Origin of the sequence: Bradyrhizobium sp. AZCC 1588 (genome assembly GCF_036924735.1) — a bacterium.
GTDB lineage: Bacteria > Pseudomonadota > Alphaproteobacteria > Rhizobiales > Xanthobacteraceae > Bradyrhizobium.
In genome coordinates this window covers 2,875,524-2,889,941 of record NZ_JAZHSC010000001.1, presented here as the reverse complement: position 1 = coordinate 2,889,941, position 14,418 = coordinate 2,875,524, and the positions used below count along the sequence as shown (strand labels likewise).

Annotated in this window: 14 protein-coding genes; 6 read left to right on the top strand and 8 right to left on the bottom strand. The window is 63.8% G+C overall.

Annotation, left to right across the window (positions count from 1 at the left end; genetic code table 11):
• Positions 1-146 precede the first annotated feature (146 nt).
• Positions 147-1,007 (top strand): sulfite exporter TauE/SafE family protein, encoded by an 861-nt coding sequence (locus V1277_RS13535; protein WP_334416565.1) that lies wholly within the window; start codon positions 147-149, stop codon positions 1,005-1,007.
• Positions 1,008-1,017: 10 nt separating this feature from the next.
• Here the strand turns inward: V1277_RS13535 and V1277_RS13530 are convergent, their stop codons facing one another.
• Both V1277_RS13530 and V1277_RS13525 read right to left on the bottom strand, forming a co-directional pair.
• Complete coding sequence (locus V1277_RS13530) at positions 1,018-1,524, bottom strand: DUF3658 domain-containing protein (protein WP_334416564.1); 507 nt, start codon at positions 1,522-1,524, stop codon at positions 1,018-1,020.
• A gap of 31 nt (positions 1,525-1,555) precedes the next feature.
• Positions 1,556-3,079: a malonate--CoA ligase gene (locus V1277_RS13525; protein ID WP_334416563.1), complete on the bottom strand. Its 1,524-nt coding sequence runs from the start codon at positions 3,077-3,079 to the stop codon at positions 1,556-1,558.
• An 89-nt stretch (positions 3,080-3,168) separates the two neighbouring features.
• Here V1277_RS13525 and V1277_RS13520 point away from each other — a divergent pair, with 89 nt between their 5' ends.
• The 4 genes from V1277_RS13520 to V1277_RS13505 all read left to right on the top strand — a co-directional run bounded on the left by V1277_RS13520 (position 3,169) and on the right by V1277_RS13505 (position 6,512).
• Positions 3,169-3,933: an SDR family oxidoreductase gene (locus tag V1277_RS13520; protein ID WP_334416562.1), complete on the top strand. Its 765-nt coding sequence runs from the start codon at positions 3,169-3,171 to the stop codon at positions 3,931-3,933.
• A gap of 331 nt (positions 3,934-4,264) precedes the next feature.
• Complete coding sequence (locus V1277_RS13515; RefSeq protein ID WP_334371873.1) at positions 4,265-4,819, top strand: fasciclin domain-containing protein; 555 nt, start codon at positions 4,265-4,267, stop codon at positions 4,817-4,819.
• Positions 4,820-5,000: 181 nt separating this feature from the next.
• On the top strand, positions 5,001-5,630 hold the full coding sequence (locus tag V1277_RS13510; protein ID WP_334416561.1) for a cytochrome b/b6 domain-containing protein: 630 nt from the start codon (positions 5,001-5,003) through the stop codon (positions 5,628-5,630).
• 96 nt (positions 5,631-5,726) lie between these two features.
• Entirely contained in the window at positions 5,727-6,512 is a 786-nt protein-coding gene (locus V1277_RS13505) for a molybdopterin-dependent oxidoreductase (RefSeq protein WP_334416560.1), read from the top strand.
• 130 nt (positions 6,513-6,642) lie between these two features.
• Here the strand turns inward: V1277_RS13505 and V1277_RS13500 are convergent, their stop codons facing one another.
• From V1277_RS13500 to V1277_RS13485, 4 genes are all read right to left on the bottom strand, one after another.
• Complete coding sequence (locus V1277_RS13500) at positions 6,643-7,068, bottom strand: hypothetical protein (protein ID WP_334416559.1); 426 nt, start codon at positions 7,066-7,068, stop codon at positions 6,643-6,645.
• A complete protein-coding gene (locus V1277_RS13495) occupies positions 7,022-8,791 on the bottom strand; it encodes a Rieske (2Fe-2S) protein (protein ID WP_334416558.1) in 1,770 nt (589 codons plus the stop codon). Before V1277_RS13495 ends, V1277_RS13500 begins: the two co-directional genes overlap by 47 nt.
• Positions 8,792-8,923: 132 nt before the next feature.
• Positions 8,924-10,093 carry a saccharopine dehydrogenase family protein gene (locus tag V1277_RS13490; protein ID WP_334416557.1) on the bottom strand — a complete coding sequence of 390 codons (1,170 nt, stop codon included), beginning with the start codon at positions 10,091-10,093 and terminating at the stop codon, positions 8,924-8,926.
• A gap of 126 nt (positions 10,094-10,219) precedes the next feature.
• Positions 10,220-11,416: a YbfB/YjiJ family MFS transporter gene (locus tag V1277_RS13485; protein WP_334416556.1), complete on the bottom strand. Its 1,197-nt coding sequence runs from the start codon at positions 11,414-11,416 to the stop codon at positions 10,220-10,222.
• 251 nt (positions 11,417-11,667) lie between these two features.
• Here V1277_RS13485 and leuB point away from each other — a divergent pair, with 251 nt between their 5' ends.
• The gene (leuB, locus tag V1277_RS13480; RefSeq protein WP_334416555.1) at positions 11,668-12,780 is read left to right on the top strand and encodes a 3-isopropylmalate dehydrogenase; all 1,113 of its coding nucleotides are present in this window, start codon (positions 11,668-11,670) and stop codon (positions 12,778-12,780) included.
• A gap of 160 nt (positions 12,781-12,940) precedes the next feature.
• On the opposite strand, the gene V1277_RS13475 is transcribed toward leuB, so the two are convergent.
• Together V1277_RS13475 and V1277_RS13470 are read right to left on the bottom strand one after the other, a co-directional pair.
• Entirely contained in the window at positions 12,941-13,321 is a 381-nt protein-coding gene (locus V1277_RS13475; RefSeq protein ID WP_334416554.1) for a hypothetical protein, read from the bottom strand.
• A gap of 220 nt (positions 13,322-13,541) precedes the next feature.
• On the bottom strand, positions 13,542-14,270 hold the full coding sequence (locus V1277_RS13470) for a hypothetical protein (protein WP_334416553.1): 729 nt from the start codon (positions 14,268-14,270) through the stop codon (positions 13,542-13,544).
• Positions 14,271-14,418 lie beyond the last annotated feature (148 nt).

Sequence of the window (14,418 nt, the reverse complement as noted above, 5' to 3'; positions counted from 1 at the left end):
AGTGCCGATAGCACCGGTGCCTGCGAGAGATAATGGATACTCCCGCATTTCAGAAGCAGCTATGTCTCTCTGGCGATCGCCATCGCGGTCTGCCAGCGGCCGTACAGATGCGCGGGTCACAGGCGCTAACGTGGGATGCTTAGGACATGGCGGCCGGCCTCGATCCGAAGGAGCTCATCGAACTCGCCCTGCTGCTGATTGCGGTCGGCGCACTGTCGGGTTTTCTGGCCGGATTGTTCGGCATCGGCGGCGGCGCCATCCTGGTGCCGGTGTTTTACGAATGCTTCCGGCTCGCCGGCGTGCCGCTCGAGGTGCGGATGCCGCTCTGTATCGGCACCTCGCTTGCGATCATCATCCCGACCTCGCTCTCCTCGTTTCGCGCCCATTACAACAGGGGCGCGGTCGACATGGAAATCCTCAAGCGCTGGTGGCTGCCGATTGTGATCGGCGTGATCGCCGGCAGCGTCACCGCACGTTTCGCGCCGGAGCGCCTGTTCAAGATCGTGTTCGTGATGGTGGCGTGGTCGGCGGCGGCGCGGCTGTTACTGGCGCGGGAAACCTGGAAGTTCGGCGACGACGTTCCGAAGGGTTTTCTGATGCGCGTCTACGGCTTCTTCGTCGGGCTATTGTCGACCTTGATGGGGATCGGCGGAGGCCTGTTCGCGAATTTGCTGATGACGTTCTACGGCCGGCCGATCCACCAGGCGGTCGCGACCTCGTCGGCGCTGGCGGTGTTGATCTCGATCCCCGGCGCGATCGGCTATGTCTATGCCGGCTGGCCCGCCGCCGCGCGCTTTCCCGATGTGGCCGCGCTGCAGGTGCCGTTCGCGTTCGGCTATGTGTCGTTGATCGGAGCCCTGCTGGTGATGCCGACCACGCTTATTACGGCGCCGCTCGGGGTGAAGGCGGCGCATGCCCTGTCGAAACGCGCGCTTGAAATGGCGTTCGGGACGTACCTGTTCATCGTCGGTGGCAGGTTCGTGGTCAGTCTTCTGAACGGCCAGTAGCAGCTGCACGTCAGTTAGGACGGGTCGCCGTCCCTTCAGCCTTCAATCGCACCTCGCTATGTCGCCATTTGCGGACATCGCCCTGTTTTTCGAGGCGGCCGGCTTCAACCAAGGCGTGAATGCGGGCAGCGAACATTTCGTCCGTAACGCCGAGGCCGTGTTCTTGGCCTTGTTGTACGGCATCCCAGATGATGCGCGCCATTTTATGCCAGCTAGGCGCAACGACCGAGAAGATGATCTGATCGACCTGCGTCTCTGATACGGATGGCGGAAGTCGGACCTGGTTCCATCGCAGCGAGCTGCTAATGGCGGGAAACTCGTCAAACGGAAGCAAATCGGGAAAGCGCTGAAACATCGTTTGCAGCAGCTCCGAATTGAGCTTGATGACGAGATCCCTGACCGAGGCGGCATCCTTATCATGGTCTGCAAGAATGTCCGCAGCCGCCCTCGCTTCTTCAAGTTCGCGGGCTGCTGTGAGCAAGTATTCGACGATCTCGGCCGCCTGGTCTTCATCCATCTCTGCCCCCGAAGCCGCCGCGCGCCTATCTCTACGTATAGATATCCTTATACGTATCCCGCAAAATGTTCTTCTGCACCTTGCCCATGGCGTTGCGCGGCAATTCGTCGACGACGAAGACGCGCTTCGGCATCTTGAATTTGGCAAGTCTTCCGTCGAGCGCCTTCAGCACGCCCGCCTCGGTGACGTCTGCGCCCTTGTTGCAGACCAGCACCGCGGTGACGCCTTCGCCGAAATCGGCATGCGGCACGCCGATCACGGCGGATTCGATCACGCCCGGCATGGCGTCGATCTCGCTCTCGATTTCCTTGGGGTAGACGTTGAAGCCGCCTGAAATCACCAGATCCTTGCCGCGGCCCAGGATGTGCACGTAGCCCTTGGCGTCGATCTTGCCGAGGTCGCCGGTGATGAAGAAGCCGTCGTCGCGAAATTCGGCTTTTGTCTTCTCCGGCATCCGCCAGTAGCCCTTGAACACATTCGGGCCTTTCACCTCGATCATGCCGATCTCGTCGCGCGCGAGCTCCTGGCCGGTCTCGGGATCAGTGACGCGGACGGAAACGCCGGGCAGGGGATGGCCGACGGCGCCGGGAACGCGCTCGCCATCATAGGGGTTGGAGGTGTTCATGTTGGTTTCGGTCATGCCGTAGCGTTCCAGCACGGCGTGGCCGGTGCGCGCGGCCCATTCGCGATGGGTGTCGGCGAGCAGCGGCGCGGAACCCGAAATGAACAGCCGCATGTGGCTGGTCGATTCCTTCGACAGCGCCGGGCTCTGCAACAGCCGCGTGTAGAAGGTCGGCACGCCCATCAGCACGGTGGCGCGCGCCATCAGCTTGATGATCATTTCAGGATCGAATTTCGGCAGGAAGATCATCGAGGCGCGGGCGAACAGCGTAACGTTGCTCGCCACGAACAGGCCGTGGGTGTGATAGATCGGCAGCGCGTGGATCAGCACGTCCTTGTCGGTGAAGCGCCAATAGTCGACCAGGCTGTAGGAGTTCGACGCCAGATTGTCGTGCGTCAGCATCGCTCCCTTGGAGCGGCCGGTGGTGCCCGAGGTGTAGAGAATGGCAGCCAGATCGTCATTGCCGCGGACGACCGTCGCGAAGGCGGCATCGGCCTTGGCGGCGGCGTCCGTCAGTGACCCCTTGCCGTCGGGCCCAAGCGTTTCGACCTTTGCCTTCACCTTCGCCGCGATGGCGCCGATGCCCTCGGCCTTGGACGGATCGCAGACGACCAGCGCGGGCTCGGCGTCGGAGATGAAGTAGTCGAGCTCGTTCAGCGTATAGGCGGTGTTGAGCGGCAAATAGACCGCGCCTGCGCGTACGGTTGCGAGATAGAGTACCAGCGCCGGCACGGACTTTTCGGTCTGGGCTGCGACGCGGTCGCCGGGCTTGACGCCGCGCGACACCAGCACGTTCGCGATCTGGCCGGCGCGGGCGATCAGATCGCCATAGCTGATACGCGTGCCGTCGAGCATCTCGATCGCGAGCCGGTTCGGATCGTCGAGCGTGTCGAACAGGCGGGAAAACAGGTTGGCGTTGGCGGTCGTGTTCATGCAAAACTTCCCCAAGAGGGCGCTGGCCTGCGAATTTCGCAGGCTGGAATAGCAAGAACGCCCTTCAAAAAGCAACGGAGACAGTTTGCATGACAACAAATAGCGGGAAACGCGTGGCCTGGGTGACGGGCGGCGGCAGCGGGATCGGCGAGGCCGGCGCCGAGGCGCTGGCAGCCGATGGCTGGACGGTTGTGGTCTCGGGGCGGCGGAAAGATGCCCTCGACAAGGTCGTGGCCAATATCACCCAAAAGGGCGGCAAGGCCGAGGCGATCGCGCTCGATGTCAGCAACAAGGCCGATGTCGACAAGGTAGCGGAGCAGATCCTCAGTCGACACGGCCGGATCGACCTCTTGGTCAACAGTGCCGGCATCAACGTGCCGAAGCGAAGCTGGGCCGACATGGAACTGGAGGGCTGGGACAAGGTCGTCGATATCAACCTCAACGGCGTGCTCTACTGCATGCGCGCGGTGCTGCCGGCGATGCGCAAACAGAAGGACGGCTGCATCATCAACGTCGCGTCCTGGGCCGGCCGTCACGTGTCGAAGATGCCGGGACCGGCCTACACCACGACAAAACATGCGGTGCTGGCGCTGACCCATTCCTTCAACATGGACGAATGCGTCAATGGCTTGCGCGCCTGCTGCCTGTCGCCGGGCGAGGTCGCGACCCCGATCCTGAAGCTGCGTCCGGTGGTGCCCTCGGATGAAGAGCAAGCCAAAATGCTGCAGCCGGAGGATTGCGGCCGCACCATCGCCTTCGTCGCGAGCCTGCCGCCGCGGGTCTGCGTCAACGAGATACTGATCAGCCCGACGCATAATCGCGGCTTCATCCAGACGCCGGCGAATAGGGATTGAATTCGGCGCCGCTGCTGCCCCGTCATTGCGAGCGCAGCGAAGCAATCCAGCGCGCCGCAAGGGGAGATATGGATTGCTTCGTCGCTAACGCTCCTCGCAATGACGGGCGGCAAGGATTGCGCGCCGCTCCATCCAGCCCGCGCCCGACCGCCACACGGACGACGCCCGCGAAAGTTTCAAGCATCACGATAAATTATTCCCCGAAACCGGCCCAAAAACCTCCCGTAGCTCGGGCCAACGACGACGAAATCAACCGGTCCATCGACCAGCGTCGTTGTTTTCAGCACCGGCGGATGACCCGCCGGCCACAGCAATCCTCGGGAGAAGATTCATGTCGAAACGTATTGCACTTCTGTCCGCCGCCGTGTTCAGCGCGCTGGCTTTCACCGCCACCATCACCGCGCCAGTTAGCGCAGAAGAAAAGACCGTGATGGTCGGAGGTGCGGCGATGTTCCCATCCAAGAACATCATCCAGAACGCCGTCAATTCGAAGGACCACACCACGCTGGTTGCCGCGGTGAAGGCCGCCGGCTTGGTCGCGACCCTCGAAGGCAAGGGCCCGTTCACGGTGTTCGCGCCGACCAACACGGCCTTCGGCAAGCTGCCGGCCGGCACAGTCGAGACGCTGGTGAAGCCGGAGAACAAGGCGACGCTGACCAAGATCCTCACCTACCACGTCGTGCCGGGCAAGCTCGCCGCGTCCGACCTGAAGGATGGCATGAAGCTCAAGACCGCCGAAGGCGAACAGCTCTCGGTTAAGCTCCAGGAGGGCAAGGTCTGGATCGTCGACGCGAAGGGCGGAACCTCCATGGTCACGATCTCGAACGTCAATCAGTCGAACGGCGTGATCCATGTGGTCGACACCGTGCTGATGCCGGCGTCCTGAGCTCCCCGCGCGCCCCTGACTGGTCCCAACAGGGGCGTGTGGGATTGGCGGGCCGGGGCAACCCGGCTCGCTTTTTCGTGAAGGTCGATACGCGCCATGCATCGTTCTGATAGAATCATGGCAGTAACGAAACCCGGTTCCGGGCGTATATTCGATAACGAATTGCAAGCGGGGATGAGCCATGTCGGCCGTAACAGTCAGCGACCAACACGCCGCGTCAACCAAGGCAAAAGTCATTCAGCCGGCCTGGGTGCGGGCGCTGCATTGGACCAACGCGTTTGCGATGGTCCTGATGATCATGTCGGGATGGCAGATCTATAACGCCTCGCCGCTGTTCGGCTTTACGTTCCCCCGTTCGATCACGCTGGGCGGCTGGCTCGCCGGAGCGCTGCTCTGGCATTTCGCCGCGATGTGGCTGTTGATGGTCAACGGGCTGATCTACCTGGTGATGGGCTTTGTTACCGGCCGCTTCCGCAAGAAGCTGCTGCCGATCACGCCGGAGGGCGTGATTTCAGATACGAAAGCTGCGCTGACCGGCAAGCTGTCGCACGACGACCTTAGCCGATACAATTATGTGCAGAAGCTGCTCTACGCCGGCATCATCGTCGTCGGCATCCTCATCGTGCTGTCAGGTCTGGCGCTCTGGAAGCCGGTGCAACTGCAATACCTGGCGGCGTTGTTCGGCGGCTACGAGGGCGCCCGTTATGTCCATTTCTTCTGCATGGCGGCGATTGTCGCCTTCATGGTGGTTCATGTCGCGCTCGCCCTCCTGGTGCCGAAGAGCCTGCGCGCCATGATCATCGGCCGCTAGCTAGAGCATGATCCGGACCGGCACGGCCGCGTAGCGCAACGTGGGTACCGGTTTTCCGATAAGATCATGCGCAAGATATAATCACGGAGTACGACCATGGGCCGCATGCGCAAGCTTTTGATCCCCGGCGTCGACAAGACGCTTCTCGTCAGAGATGCCGTCAAGTCCGTGCCGGATCTCACGCGCCGGCGCTTCATCTCGGGCGGCGCGAGCCTCGGCGCGCTGACGCTTCTGACCGGCTGCGACGTGACGGACAGTTTCTCGGCCGAGGAGATGCTGAAGCAGGTCTCGAAATTCAATGACGGCGTGCAGGCATTGATGTTCAATCCCAATGCGATGGCGCCGACGTTCCCGGAAAGCGCAATCACAAAGCCGTTCCCGTTCAACGCCTATTACGACCTCGACGAGGCGCCCGAAGTCGACGGCAAGACCTGGAAGCTTGAGGTGAGCGGCCTCGTCGAGAACAAGAAGTCCTGGACGCTGGACGAGCTCTATCAACTGCCGCAGGTCAAGCAGGTGACGCGCCATATCTGCGTCGAAGGCTGGAGCGCGATCGGAAGCTGGACCGGTACGCCGTTGCGCGATTTCCTCAAACTGGTCGGCGCGGATACACGGGCGAAATATGTCTGGTTCCAGTGCGCCGACAAGGACGGCTACAATTCGCCGCTCGACATGCCGAGCGCGCTGCATGCGCAGACCCAGATGACGTTCAAATTCGGCGACGAAATCCTGCCGCGCGCCTATGGTTTCCCGATGAAGATCAGGGTGCCGACCAAGCTCGGCTTCAAGAACCCGAAATACGTGATCTCGATGGAAGTCACCAACGACTACAAAGGCGGCTTCTGGGAAGACCAGGGGTATAATTCGTTCAGTGGGAGTTAGTCGCCGCGGCGTCATTGCGCGACACCGGGTCGCGCGAATGCGTGCCCGATGGTAGACTTCCGCGAAGCAATCCACTTCTCCGCTTGCTGAGGCATGGACTGCTTCGCCGCTTCGCCCTCAGCGCGCGACCTCAGGACGATCCAGCCTCTTGATGCAGCTCGCCACCCCGCATCAAGCGGCGGGCGATATCGGCTGTCTGCAGTGAAGCGCGTTCTGTGGGTGAATGCGCCGCCAGATAGCGGGCAACCGCGATGAGGATGTGTCGGCCCTCGTCCGTGTCGCCCCACGCAACGAACTGCCGGACTCCCGCCTCCAGCATCTGATACGCATGGAAGCCTGCATCTTCTCGCAGCACCGCATGCGCGAGCGTGGCGATCAGCGCCTGCGGCGAATGGCCGAGCGTGAGATGCCGTGCCACCAGGCTCGCGGCGAGATCGACCTGTCTCTGCCGGTCGAAGGCATCGAGCAAGGCGGCGGCGGCGCTGATCGTCTGTGGATCCGCGGGCAGCTCATCGAGCTGCTCGCTGCTGTCGCCCGGGATGCGCGCCGGCGGCACATTGAGATAGCGAGCAAGGTAGAGTGAAGCGCGTTCTGTGGGTGAATGCGCGGGCAACCGCGATGAGGATGTGTCGGCCCTCGTCCGTGTCGCCCCACGCAACGAACTGCCGGACTCCCGCCTCCAGCATCTGATACGCATGGAAGCCTGCATCTTCTCGCAGCACCGCATGCGCGAGCGTGGCGATCAGCGCCTGCGGCGAATGGCCGAGCGTGAGATGCCGTGCCACCAGGCTCGCGGCGAGATCGACCTGTCTCTGCCGGTCGAAGGCATCGAGCAAGGCGGCGCTGATCGTCTGTGGATCCGCGGGCAGCTCATCGAGCTGCTCGCTGCTGTCGCCCGGGATGCGCGCCGGCGGCACATTGAGATAGCGAGCAAGGTAGAGCGCCATCGCTCCGTGCAATACGCCGCGCACCGCCGTGACGTGAGTGTCGATGTTGGCAGTCCCGATGCGGATCAGCATCTGGTGGACTGCATTGGCGTAGGTGAAGACGTGATGCGCCGTCTCCCAGTCGGCGTGCTCATTGGCATTGCCGAAGCGCGCCACCCTGAGCGCTGCCGCGTAGGCGAGGGATTGGCCAAGGTCGGCAGGAGCGGCACCGGCGCGGATCGCCCCCTTGAGCGCGTCAACGATTCTGGCCGGATCGTCACCGAGCAGCTCTTGAGCAAGTGCGGCGTGGCCCGACCAGTCACGCGAGCCGCGTCCGGCAGCGAGCAGGTCCGCGAGCTCGCCGGTTGATTCTTCACATAACGCAACGAGGTCAACGGGCTGGCGCCAGGCAGTCGATTCCTCGGCGCCACGGGCCGCTACCATCTGACCGACGACAGTCGGCAGCAGAGCCGCCGCGTGTTGCCAGCCGATCAGGTCGAGGCACTCGAATGCCTTGTTGATGAAGTCGAGCGAGTGCCCGGTGTCGGCGAACGCCCGCTCGGTCTCGGCGGCGAACAGGGCATCGGCGAGTTCAGCCGGGGAGAAGCCGGCAGCAATCGCCGTGAGCAGGGTCCGCTCGGCCGCCTCGCGATGGCGTACGTTTGTCCAACGCCGCAGCCAGCGTTTGAGTGCGGCCGGATCCGGCCGGCTTCCAAGCGGCGCGCGTTCCCGCCGCGGCGCCTCGCCGTCGCAGTCCGCCGCCACGCGGCGTGCGCCGTGGAATAGAGCGAGATAGGCTTCCTGCTCCGGCAGCAAAGGCAGGATATTGGCGAGTGCCGTAAGGATCGTAAGACCGACGCCCCAGCCGTCGCGATTTTGCGCCCCGAACAGCGCCACCTCCCGTACGATTTCGGTCTGCGGTACGCCGGCCGCGAGCTGACCATGTGTGGCCTTGGCAATGACGAGGCCAAGATTGTGGGCAAGGCCGTTCGCAAGCCGCTGACGCCAGTGCGCGGCGAGATCGGCATGTGTGAACGTGGTCTTCACCCAGACGTCACCATTGCGCACCTCGACCGGGCAGATCGGCACGTCGTCCGCCCACAGGTCGAAGGTGCAGCCGCTTTCGAGATCGAAGCGCGCGTGGTGCCAGTGACAGGTCAGGATGCCATCCTCGACGCTGCCGCGCTCGAGCGGGAAGCCCATATGCGGGCACCGATTGTCGAGGGCGAAGACGCGCCCGCGGTCGTAGATGACAAGGATCGGACGATGGTCACCGCGCACAACGAGCCGCCCCTTGAGCTTCAGCTCCTCAAGGCTGCCCGCAAGCGCAAATTCCTTGCTCGGCGCGTCCATGAGCATACCTCCCATTGTCGCTTTGGGGGCGCTGCAGGTACTCCGCAACATAGGCATCCTCTCGCGCAAAGGCGAGAGGATGCGGTGGTGTTGGGGCTGCGCGAAAGGAACCGCACTGGATCACGCGTTACCTCAACGCGCGCTGAAGGTGAGGCCGGCGCGCTCCGCCAGACGCTTGCGCAACGCCGGACCCATCAGCGCGCCCGGCGTCCAGGCGCCGCCTTCGCCCTGCACGTCGCGCACGAGGCAGAGAGCGCTCTCGGCGATCATCTTGCTGGTCGAGCCGTAGCCCGGATCGCGGTCGCCCCTGACGACCGTCTCGACCCGTCCGCCATCCGGCAGCTCGCCCAGGAAAAGGATGTCGTAGAAGCCCTTCTCGCGCTCTTCCCGGGACGGGCCCGCGCCGGGTTTGAGACCGCCGGTCCTGAACAAGGAAAACACCGTGGCGAACGTCTCCGTCGTCACGCCGGCGATTTCCCCCAATCCCGGCGCGACCATCATCTCGTCGTAGACGAAATCCCTGCCGTAGAGATGACCCAACAGGAAATTCGTGCGGTGCACGTTCTTGGTGTTGACCGGCGCCATGGGGAACGGCACGAGCCACGCGTTCATGTGCGGGTCGTATTCGGGGATGAGTCCCGACGGCTGAGACGGCCCGGTGAATCCCGGCGTCAATGCGAAGGGGTCGGTCAGCAGCCCGATCAGGGCCGGGTCGCGCGCGGCGGCGGCCAATGTCGCCTGGGCGCTCGCCGCGGTGCCGCCAGACATGCCGCCTTTCACCTTGCGCAGGCGGGCTTTGACCCGCCGCGCCGGGCGTCCGAATTTCTCGCGCGCCTTCTCCTGCACCGTGAGCACGCCGAGGTCGAACGGGATGGAATCGAAGCCGCAGGAGAAGACGATGCGCGCGCCGGTTCGTTTCGCCTCTTCGTGATAGGCGTCGATCATGCGCCGCATCCAAACCGGTTCGCCGCAGAGATCAACATAGGCCGTTCCCGTGGCCGCGCAGGCCGCCACCAGCCCGGGACCGTGGAGCTGATAGGGCCCGACAGTCGTGATGACCACGGCGGCACGCTCGCACATCGAACGCAGGCTGGCCGGCTCGTCGGCATCCGCCTTGATCAACGGCAAATCATCCGGTGCGCCGATGTCGACACGCACCTTCTGGAGTTTGTCGGTCGAGCGCCCCGCGATCGCCCAGGACGGAGCATCGTCGCCGCGATAGGACGTCGCCAGATACTCGGCGATGAGCCGGCCGGTGTAACCCGTCGCGCCATAGACGATGAGGTCGAATTCCCGCTTCACGACGTTGGTCCTCCTCGAGTTCCCGCTGCCGAGCTGACACCTTACCATCAGGCGACGCCACTTTATGCCGCAAACTGCTGCACTCCCGTCATCCCTCGCAGGGACGACCCGCCGATGGAGAACGCATCACGTCGAGGGTTTCCGCACTACCTTCCTCTGAAAAGCCGAGAGCATCGCGCCCAGCGCCAGCATCGCCGCGGAAACATTCAGCGCAAACGACAGGCTGCCCAGCGCATCCGTGATCGCGCCGACCACGATCGGGCCCAGCGTCTGGCCGATGCCGAATGAAATCGTCATCGCCGCAATTGCGGTGGGCCAGGCTTGCGGTGGGTAGTTGAAGCGGACGAAGGCGGTGGTGGAGCCGACCACGGCGAAGAACGCGACGCCGAATACCAGCGCCGATGCGGCGAGCAACCACACCGAGTGCCCAAAGATCGGCATCGCCGCGCCGATGGCGTTGACGCCGAGAATGATCGTGGTGGCGAGGCCGCCGCGGTCGAGCGCCAGCACGCGCCGCCATACCCAGGGCGTGATGAAAGCGCTGACACCGATCAGGCTCCAGAACGCGCTCTGCGCCGCGGCACCGCCACCGGCGTCGCGGATATAGGCGATCATGAAGGTCATGTAGGCGATGTAGCCGGCGCCAAACAGAAAGTAGCCAGCGAGATAGATCACGACCGGCGCGACGGCGAATTTGGCTGCCGTCGTTTCGGTCAGCGCTGCACCGGCATGAAACGGTGCGAGCAGGACCGGGATCGTCATGACGACAGCCAGCGCGGTCATCGCCCACCAGACCATCCACCACGAGCCCGGCCCAAAGCCCTCTAGCACGAACGGCGCCACCAGTCCGGACGCCAGGATGCCGATCCCGGGGCCGGCATAGAACAGGCTGAGCAGAAAATTCGCCCGCTCGGGGCGCGACTGCGCAATCGTCGCCGCCAGCGTGCCGCCGCCGACGAAACCGGCCGCGGCGCCGACGCCCGCCAGAAGCCGCGCAAAACTCAGGACGTAGAAATTGCCTGTGGTGGCGCAGAGCGCCAATGACAACACGCAGGCCAGCGTGCCCCATCGAACCGAAGCGGCCAGCCCAAAACGCCGGATCATCCGCGAGGCGAGCAGGGCGCCCGCGAGATAGCCGGCGGCATTGACGGTGTTCATGAAACCGGCCGCGGAATAGCTCCAGGCCAGGGTGTCGCGCATGTCAGGCAGCACCAGCGCATAGGCAAAGCGGCCGATGCCGAGACCGACGGTCGGCGCCAGCGACAGAATGAGGATCAGCCGTGCGGGATGCGCGTAACTCGCGGGACGGTCGGGGGCGTGCAAGGATTTGCTCCGGCGGAACGGCATTGTGGCAGGCCGCCAGGGGCATGCACAGGCCCTGCGGCCGCAATGGTGTCTTGCCAATCGCGCAATGCCGCTCTAGCACTCCCGCCGACCCGTCATTCCGGGCGCGGCAAAGCCGCGAACCTCAGATGCGCAATTGCGCATCGGGGAATCGCGTTGCATCCAATCTCGGGATTCCGGGTCCGGCGCGCTGCGCCGTCCCGGAATGACGAACATAGCAAGGATCTTCCATGGCGACCCATAAACTGCTGCTTCTCCCCGGCGATGGTATCGGCCCCGAAGTGATGGGGGAGGTGCAGCGCCTGATCGACTGGCTGAACGCGGCAGGCATCGCGTCATTCGAGACCGAGCAGGGACTGGTCGGCGGCTCCGCCTATGACGCGCACAAGGTGTCGATCTCGGAAGGCGACATGGCCAAGGCAACGGCCGCGGACGCCATTATCTTCGGCGCGGTCGGTGGTCCCAAATGGGACAGCGTTCCCTACGAGGTGCGCCCCGAGGCAGGTCTCCTGCGGCTGCGCAAGGATCTCGGCCTGTTCGCCAATCTCCGTCCCGCCGTCTGCTACCCGGCGCTCGCGGATGCCTCCAGCCTGAAGCGCGAGGCGGTCGAAGGCCTCGACATCATGATCGTGCGCGAACTGACCGGCGGCGTCTATTTCGGCGAGCCCAAAACCATCACCGATCTCGGTAACGGTCAGAAGCGCGCCATCGATACCCAGGTCTACGACACCTATGAGATCGAGCGCATCGGCCGGGTCGCCTTCGATTTGGCGCGCAAGCGCCGCAACAAGGTGACGTCGATGGAAAAGCGCAACGTCATGAAGTCGGGCGTGCTCTGGAACGAGGTCATGACGGCCGTCCACGCGCGCGAATACAACGACGTGACGCTGGAGCATCAGCTCGCCGATTCCGGCGGCATGATGCTGGTGAAGGCGCCAAAGCAATTCGACGTCATCGTGACCGACAATCTGTTCGGCGACATGCTGTCCGATATCGCGGCGATGCTCACGGGATCGCTCGGCATGCTGCCCTCGGCCTCGCTCGGCGAGATCGACGCCAAGACCAAAAAGCGCCGTTCGCTGTTCGAGCCGGTGCACGGCTCGGCGCCCGATATTGCCGGCAAGGGGCTGGCCAATCCGATCGCGATGATTTCGTCGTTCGGGATGGCGCTGCGCTATTCCTTCGATATGGGCGCGCTGGCCGACAAGGTCGACGCGGCGATCGCGGCGGTGCTGGCGAGTGGATTGCGTACGGCGGATATCAAGTCCGAGGGCACGACGGCAGCCTCAACCACGCAGATGGGCGAAGCGATTTTGAAGGAATTGCAGAAGCTGCACGCGTAAGCGCGCAACAAATTCGGTGTCGTCCCTGCGAACGCAGGGACCCATAACCACAGCCGTTGGTCGTGAAGCGAAAGCCGTCGACCGGCGTTCCTGGATCGAGAAGCCGCGGCGTATGGGCCCCTGCGTTCGCAGGGGCGACGGCGTGGTTATTCGATCTAAATCAATACAGCGGGAAGCGCTGAGGATAGCCACCCATATCCGACGGCGGGTTGAGCGGCTGGCGGTCGATCGGCCGGTTGAGGTTCTCGCGCGCGAACGACGGATATCCCAGATCCGGCGGGAAGGCGTAGTCCTGGAACTTGCGGTCGCCCGGCAGCACTTCGGTGCCGGCATCGAGCCAGGAGCGGGTGGTGACGTAGACGCGGGTGCGCGGGCCCTGCTGGTAGGAACGGTTGGGACCGCTCGGGCCGTAATAGGGGCGGCCGTCGCGGTCGTATTGCTGCCTGGACTGGGCGTCGGCCGAGGTCGTACCAATGGCGACGAGGGCGGCCGCGGCAAGCAACATCGCGAGCTTGCTCGCAGCAGGGAATTTTCGGGTCATTGCATCCTCGTCATTAGCTGCCCCCGCGGGGCCTGGCGGATCGCCAAATCTGTCTGGTCGCATTGTAGCCTCGGCGGGACCATCGTCACTAGGTCAATTGCGCCACACCGCGGCCGAATAATGCGGTGTGAAGCGAAAAAGTTTCATGAAAACCAGTGTCTTGGTCGCTTGTTGCCACAATTGTAAGGGGCAGCCGAAAACCAGCGGCGCGAACGATGGATTAAAGAGCGCCGCGCAGCCGCGGGTTATCGGCGCGCGTCACCCAATCGGCCGATAGCGGCGGCGCGCCTGATACGCAATCGCTGCGCCGAAGCTCGGCCCGGGCGAACAATTCGGCGAGTTTGGTATCATTGCCGGCTGTCAGCAGGATCAGCCGGTTCAGCATGCAGCCGATCTCGGCGCGGCGGGCCGGCACATCCTCGCCCAGGCAGGACCAGCCGGAGAGACGGAATTTCGGCTCGTCAACGTGCTTGAAAAACCGGAGGCAGGCGTGGGCGGCCTCCGAGCCACCGATCCGGCGAAACAGGGTCACGGCGCCGAATTTGCTGTCGATGATTCCGGCCGCATCCAATTCGCGGACCCCAGCCGGGTCCAGCCTAGCGGCAAGGTAGCCAGCGGCCGAGCCGACCTGATCGATCTCTTCGCCCGGACGATAGATTTCGAGTTCGGCGACCGGCGTGCCGCCGAGCCCGCTCCAGCGGAACACGTCCTTGCGACCACCCTCGGGATGCCGAAAAGCCTCGTAAGTCTCTATCTTGCCTGGAAAAATGAACTGGCTTACGGCGAACGCCGGTGCCATGCGCCCAGCCGGGCTCCAGGCCTTCGGCGCCGTTTCCATCGCCGTGATATCGGGCAAATGCTGCCATAGCGCGATACCGCCAATGGCCATCAGCGCCAGCGTCATCAGATAGGCGCAGAGCCGTGCCAGCGTGCCGCAGACCTCGTCCACGAAGCTTACCAGCGCCGGGTGAATTGTTGTCCTATAATGGGAATCGGCCGAACCGGCCGGAAACGAATGCATCAAACGCCCAAACGCAAACCGCCAAACGTTGTCATATCGGCGTTTCTCGCATAGAAGCGCTGCCTTCTCCCTTTCC

What these genes read in the sequence shown, in the direction of transcription:
- V1277_RS13475 (WP_334416554.1), bottom strand. Translation starts at nt 13,321, where the DNA reads ATGACCCGAAAATTCCCTGCTGCGAGCAAGCTCGCGATGTTGCTTGCC.
- V1277_RS13520 (WP_334416562.1), top strand. Translation starts at nt 3,169, where the DNA reads ATGACAACAAATAGCGGGAAACGCGTGGCCTGGGTGACGGGCGGCGGC.
- V1277_RS13525 (WP_334416563.1), bottom strand. Translation starts at nt 3,079, where the DNA reads ATGAACACGACCGCCAACGCCAACCTGTTTTCCCGCCTGTTCGACACG.
- V1277_RS13505 (WP_334416560.1), top strand. Translation starts at nt 5,727, where the DNA reads ATGGGCCGCATGCGCAAGCTTTTGATCCCCGGCGTCGACAAGACGCTT.
- V1277_RS13495 (WP_334416558.1), bottom strand. Translation starts at nt 8,791, where the DNA reads ATGGACGCGCCGAGCAAGGAATTTGCGCTTGCGGGCAGCCTTGAGGAG.
- leuB (WP_334416555.1), top strand. Translation starts at nt 11,668, where the DNA reads ATGGCGACCCATAAACTGCTGCTTCTCCCCGGCGATGGTATCGGCCCC.
- V1277_RS13510 (WP_334416561.1), top strand. Translation starts at nt 5,001, where the DNA reads ATGTCGGCCGTAACAGTCAGCGACCAACACGCCGCGTCAACCAAGGCA.
- V1277_RS13530 (WP_334416564.1), bottom strand. Translation starts at nt 1,524, where the DNA reads ATGGATGAAGACCAGGCGGCCGAGATCGTCGAATACTTGCTCACAGCA.
- V1277_RS13535 (WP_334416565.1), top strand. Translation starts at nt 147, where the DNA reads ATGGCGGCCGGCCTCGATCCGAAGGAGCTCATCGAACTCGCCCTGCTG.
- V1277_RS13515 (WP_334371873.1), top strand. Translation starts at nt 4,265, where the DNA reads ATGTCGAAACGTATTGCACTTCTGTCCGCCGCCGTGTTCAGCGCGCTG.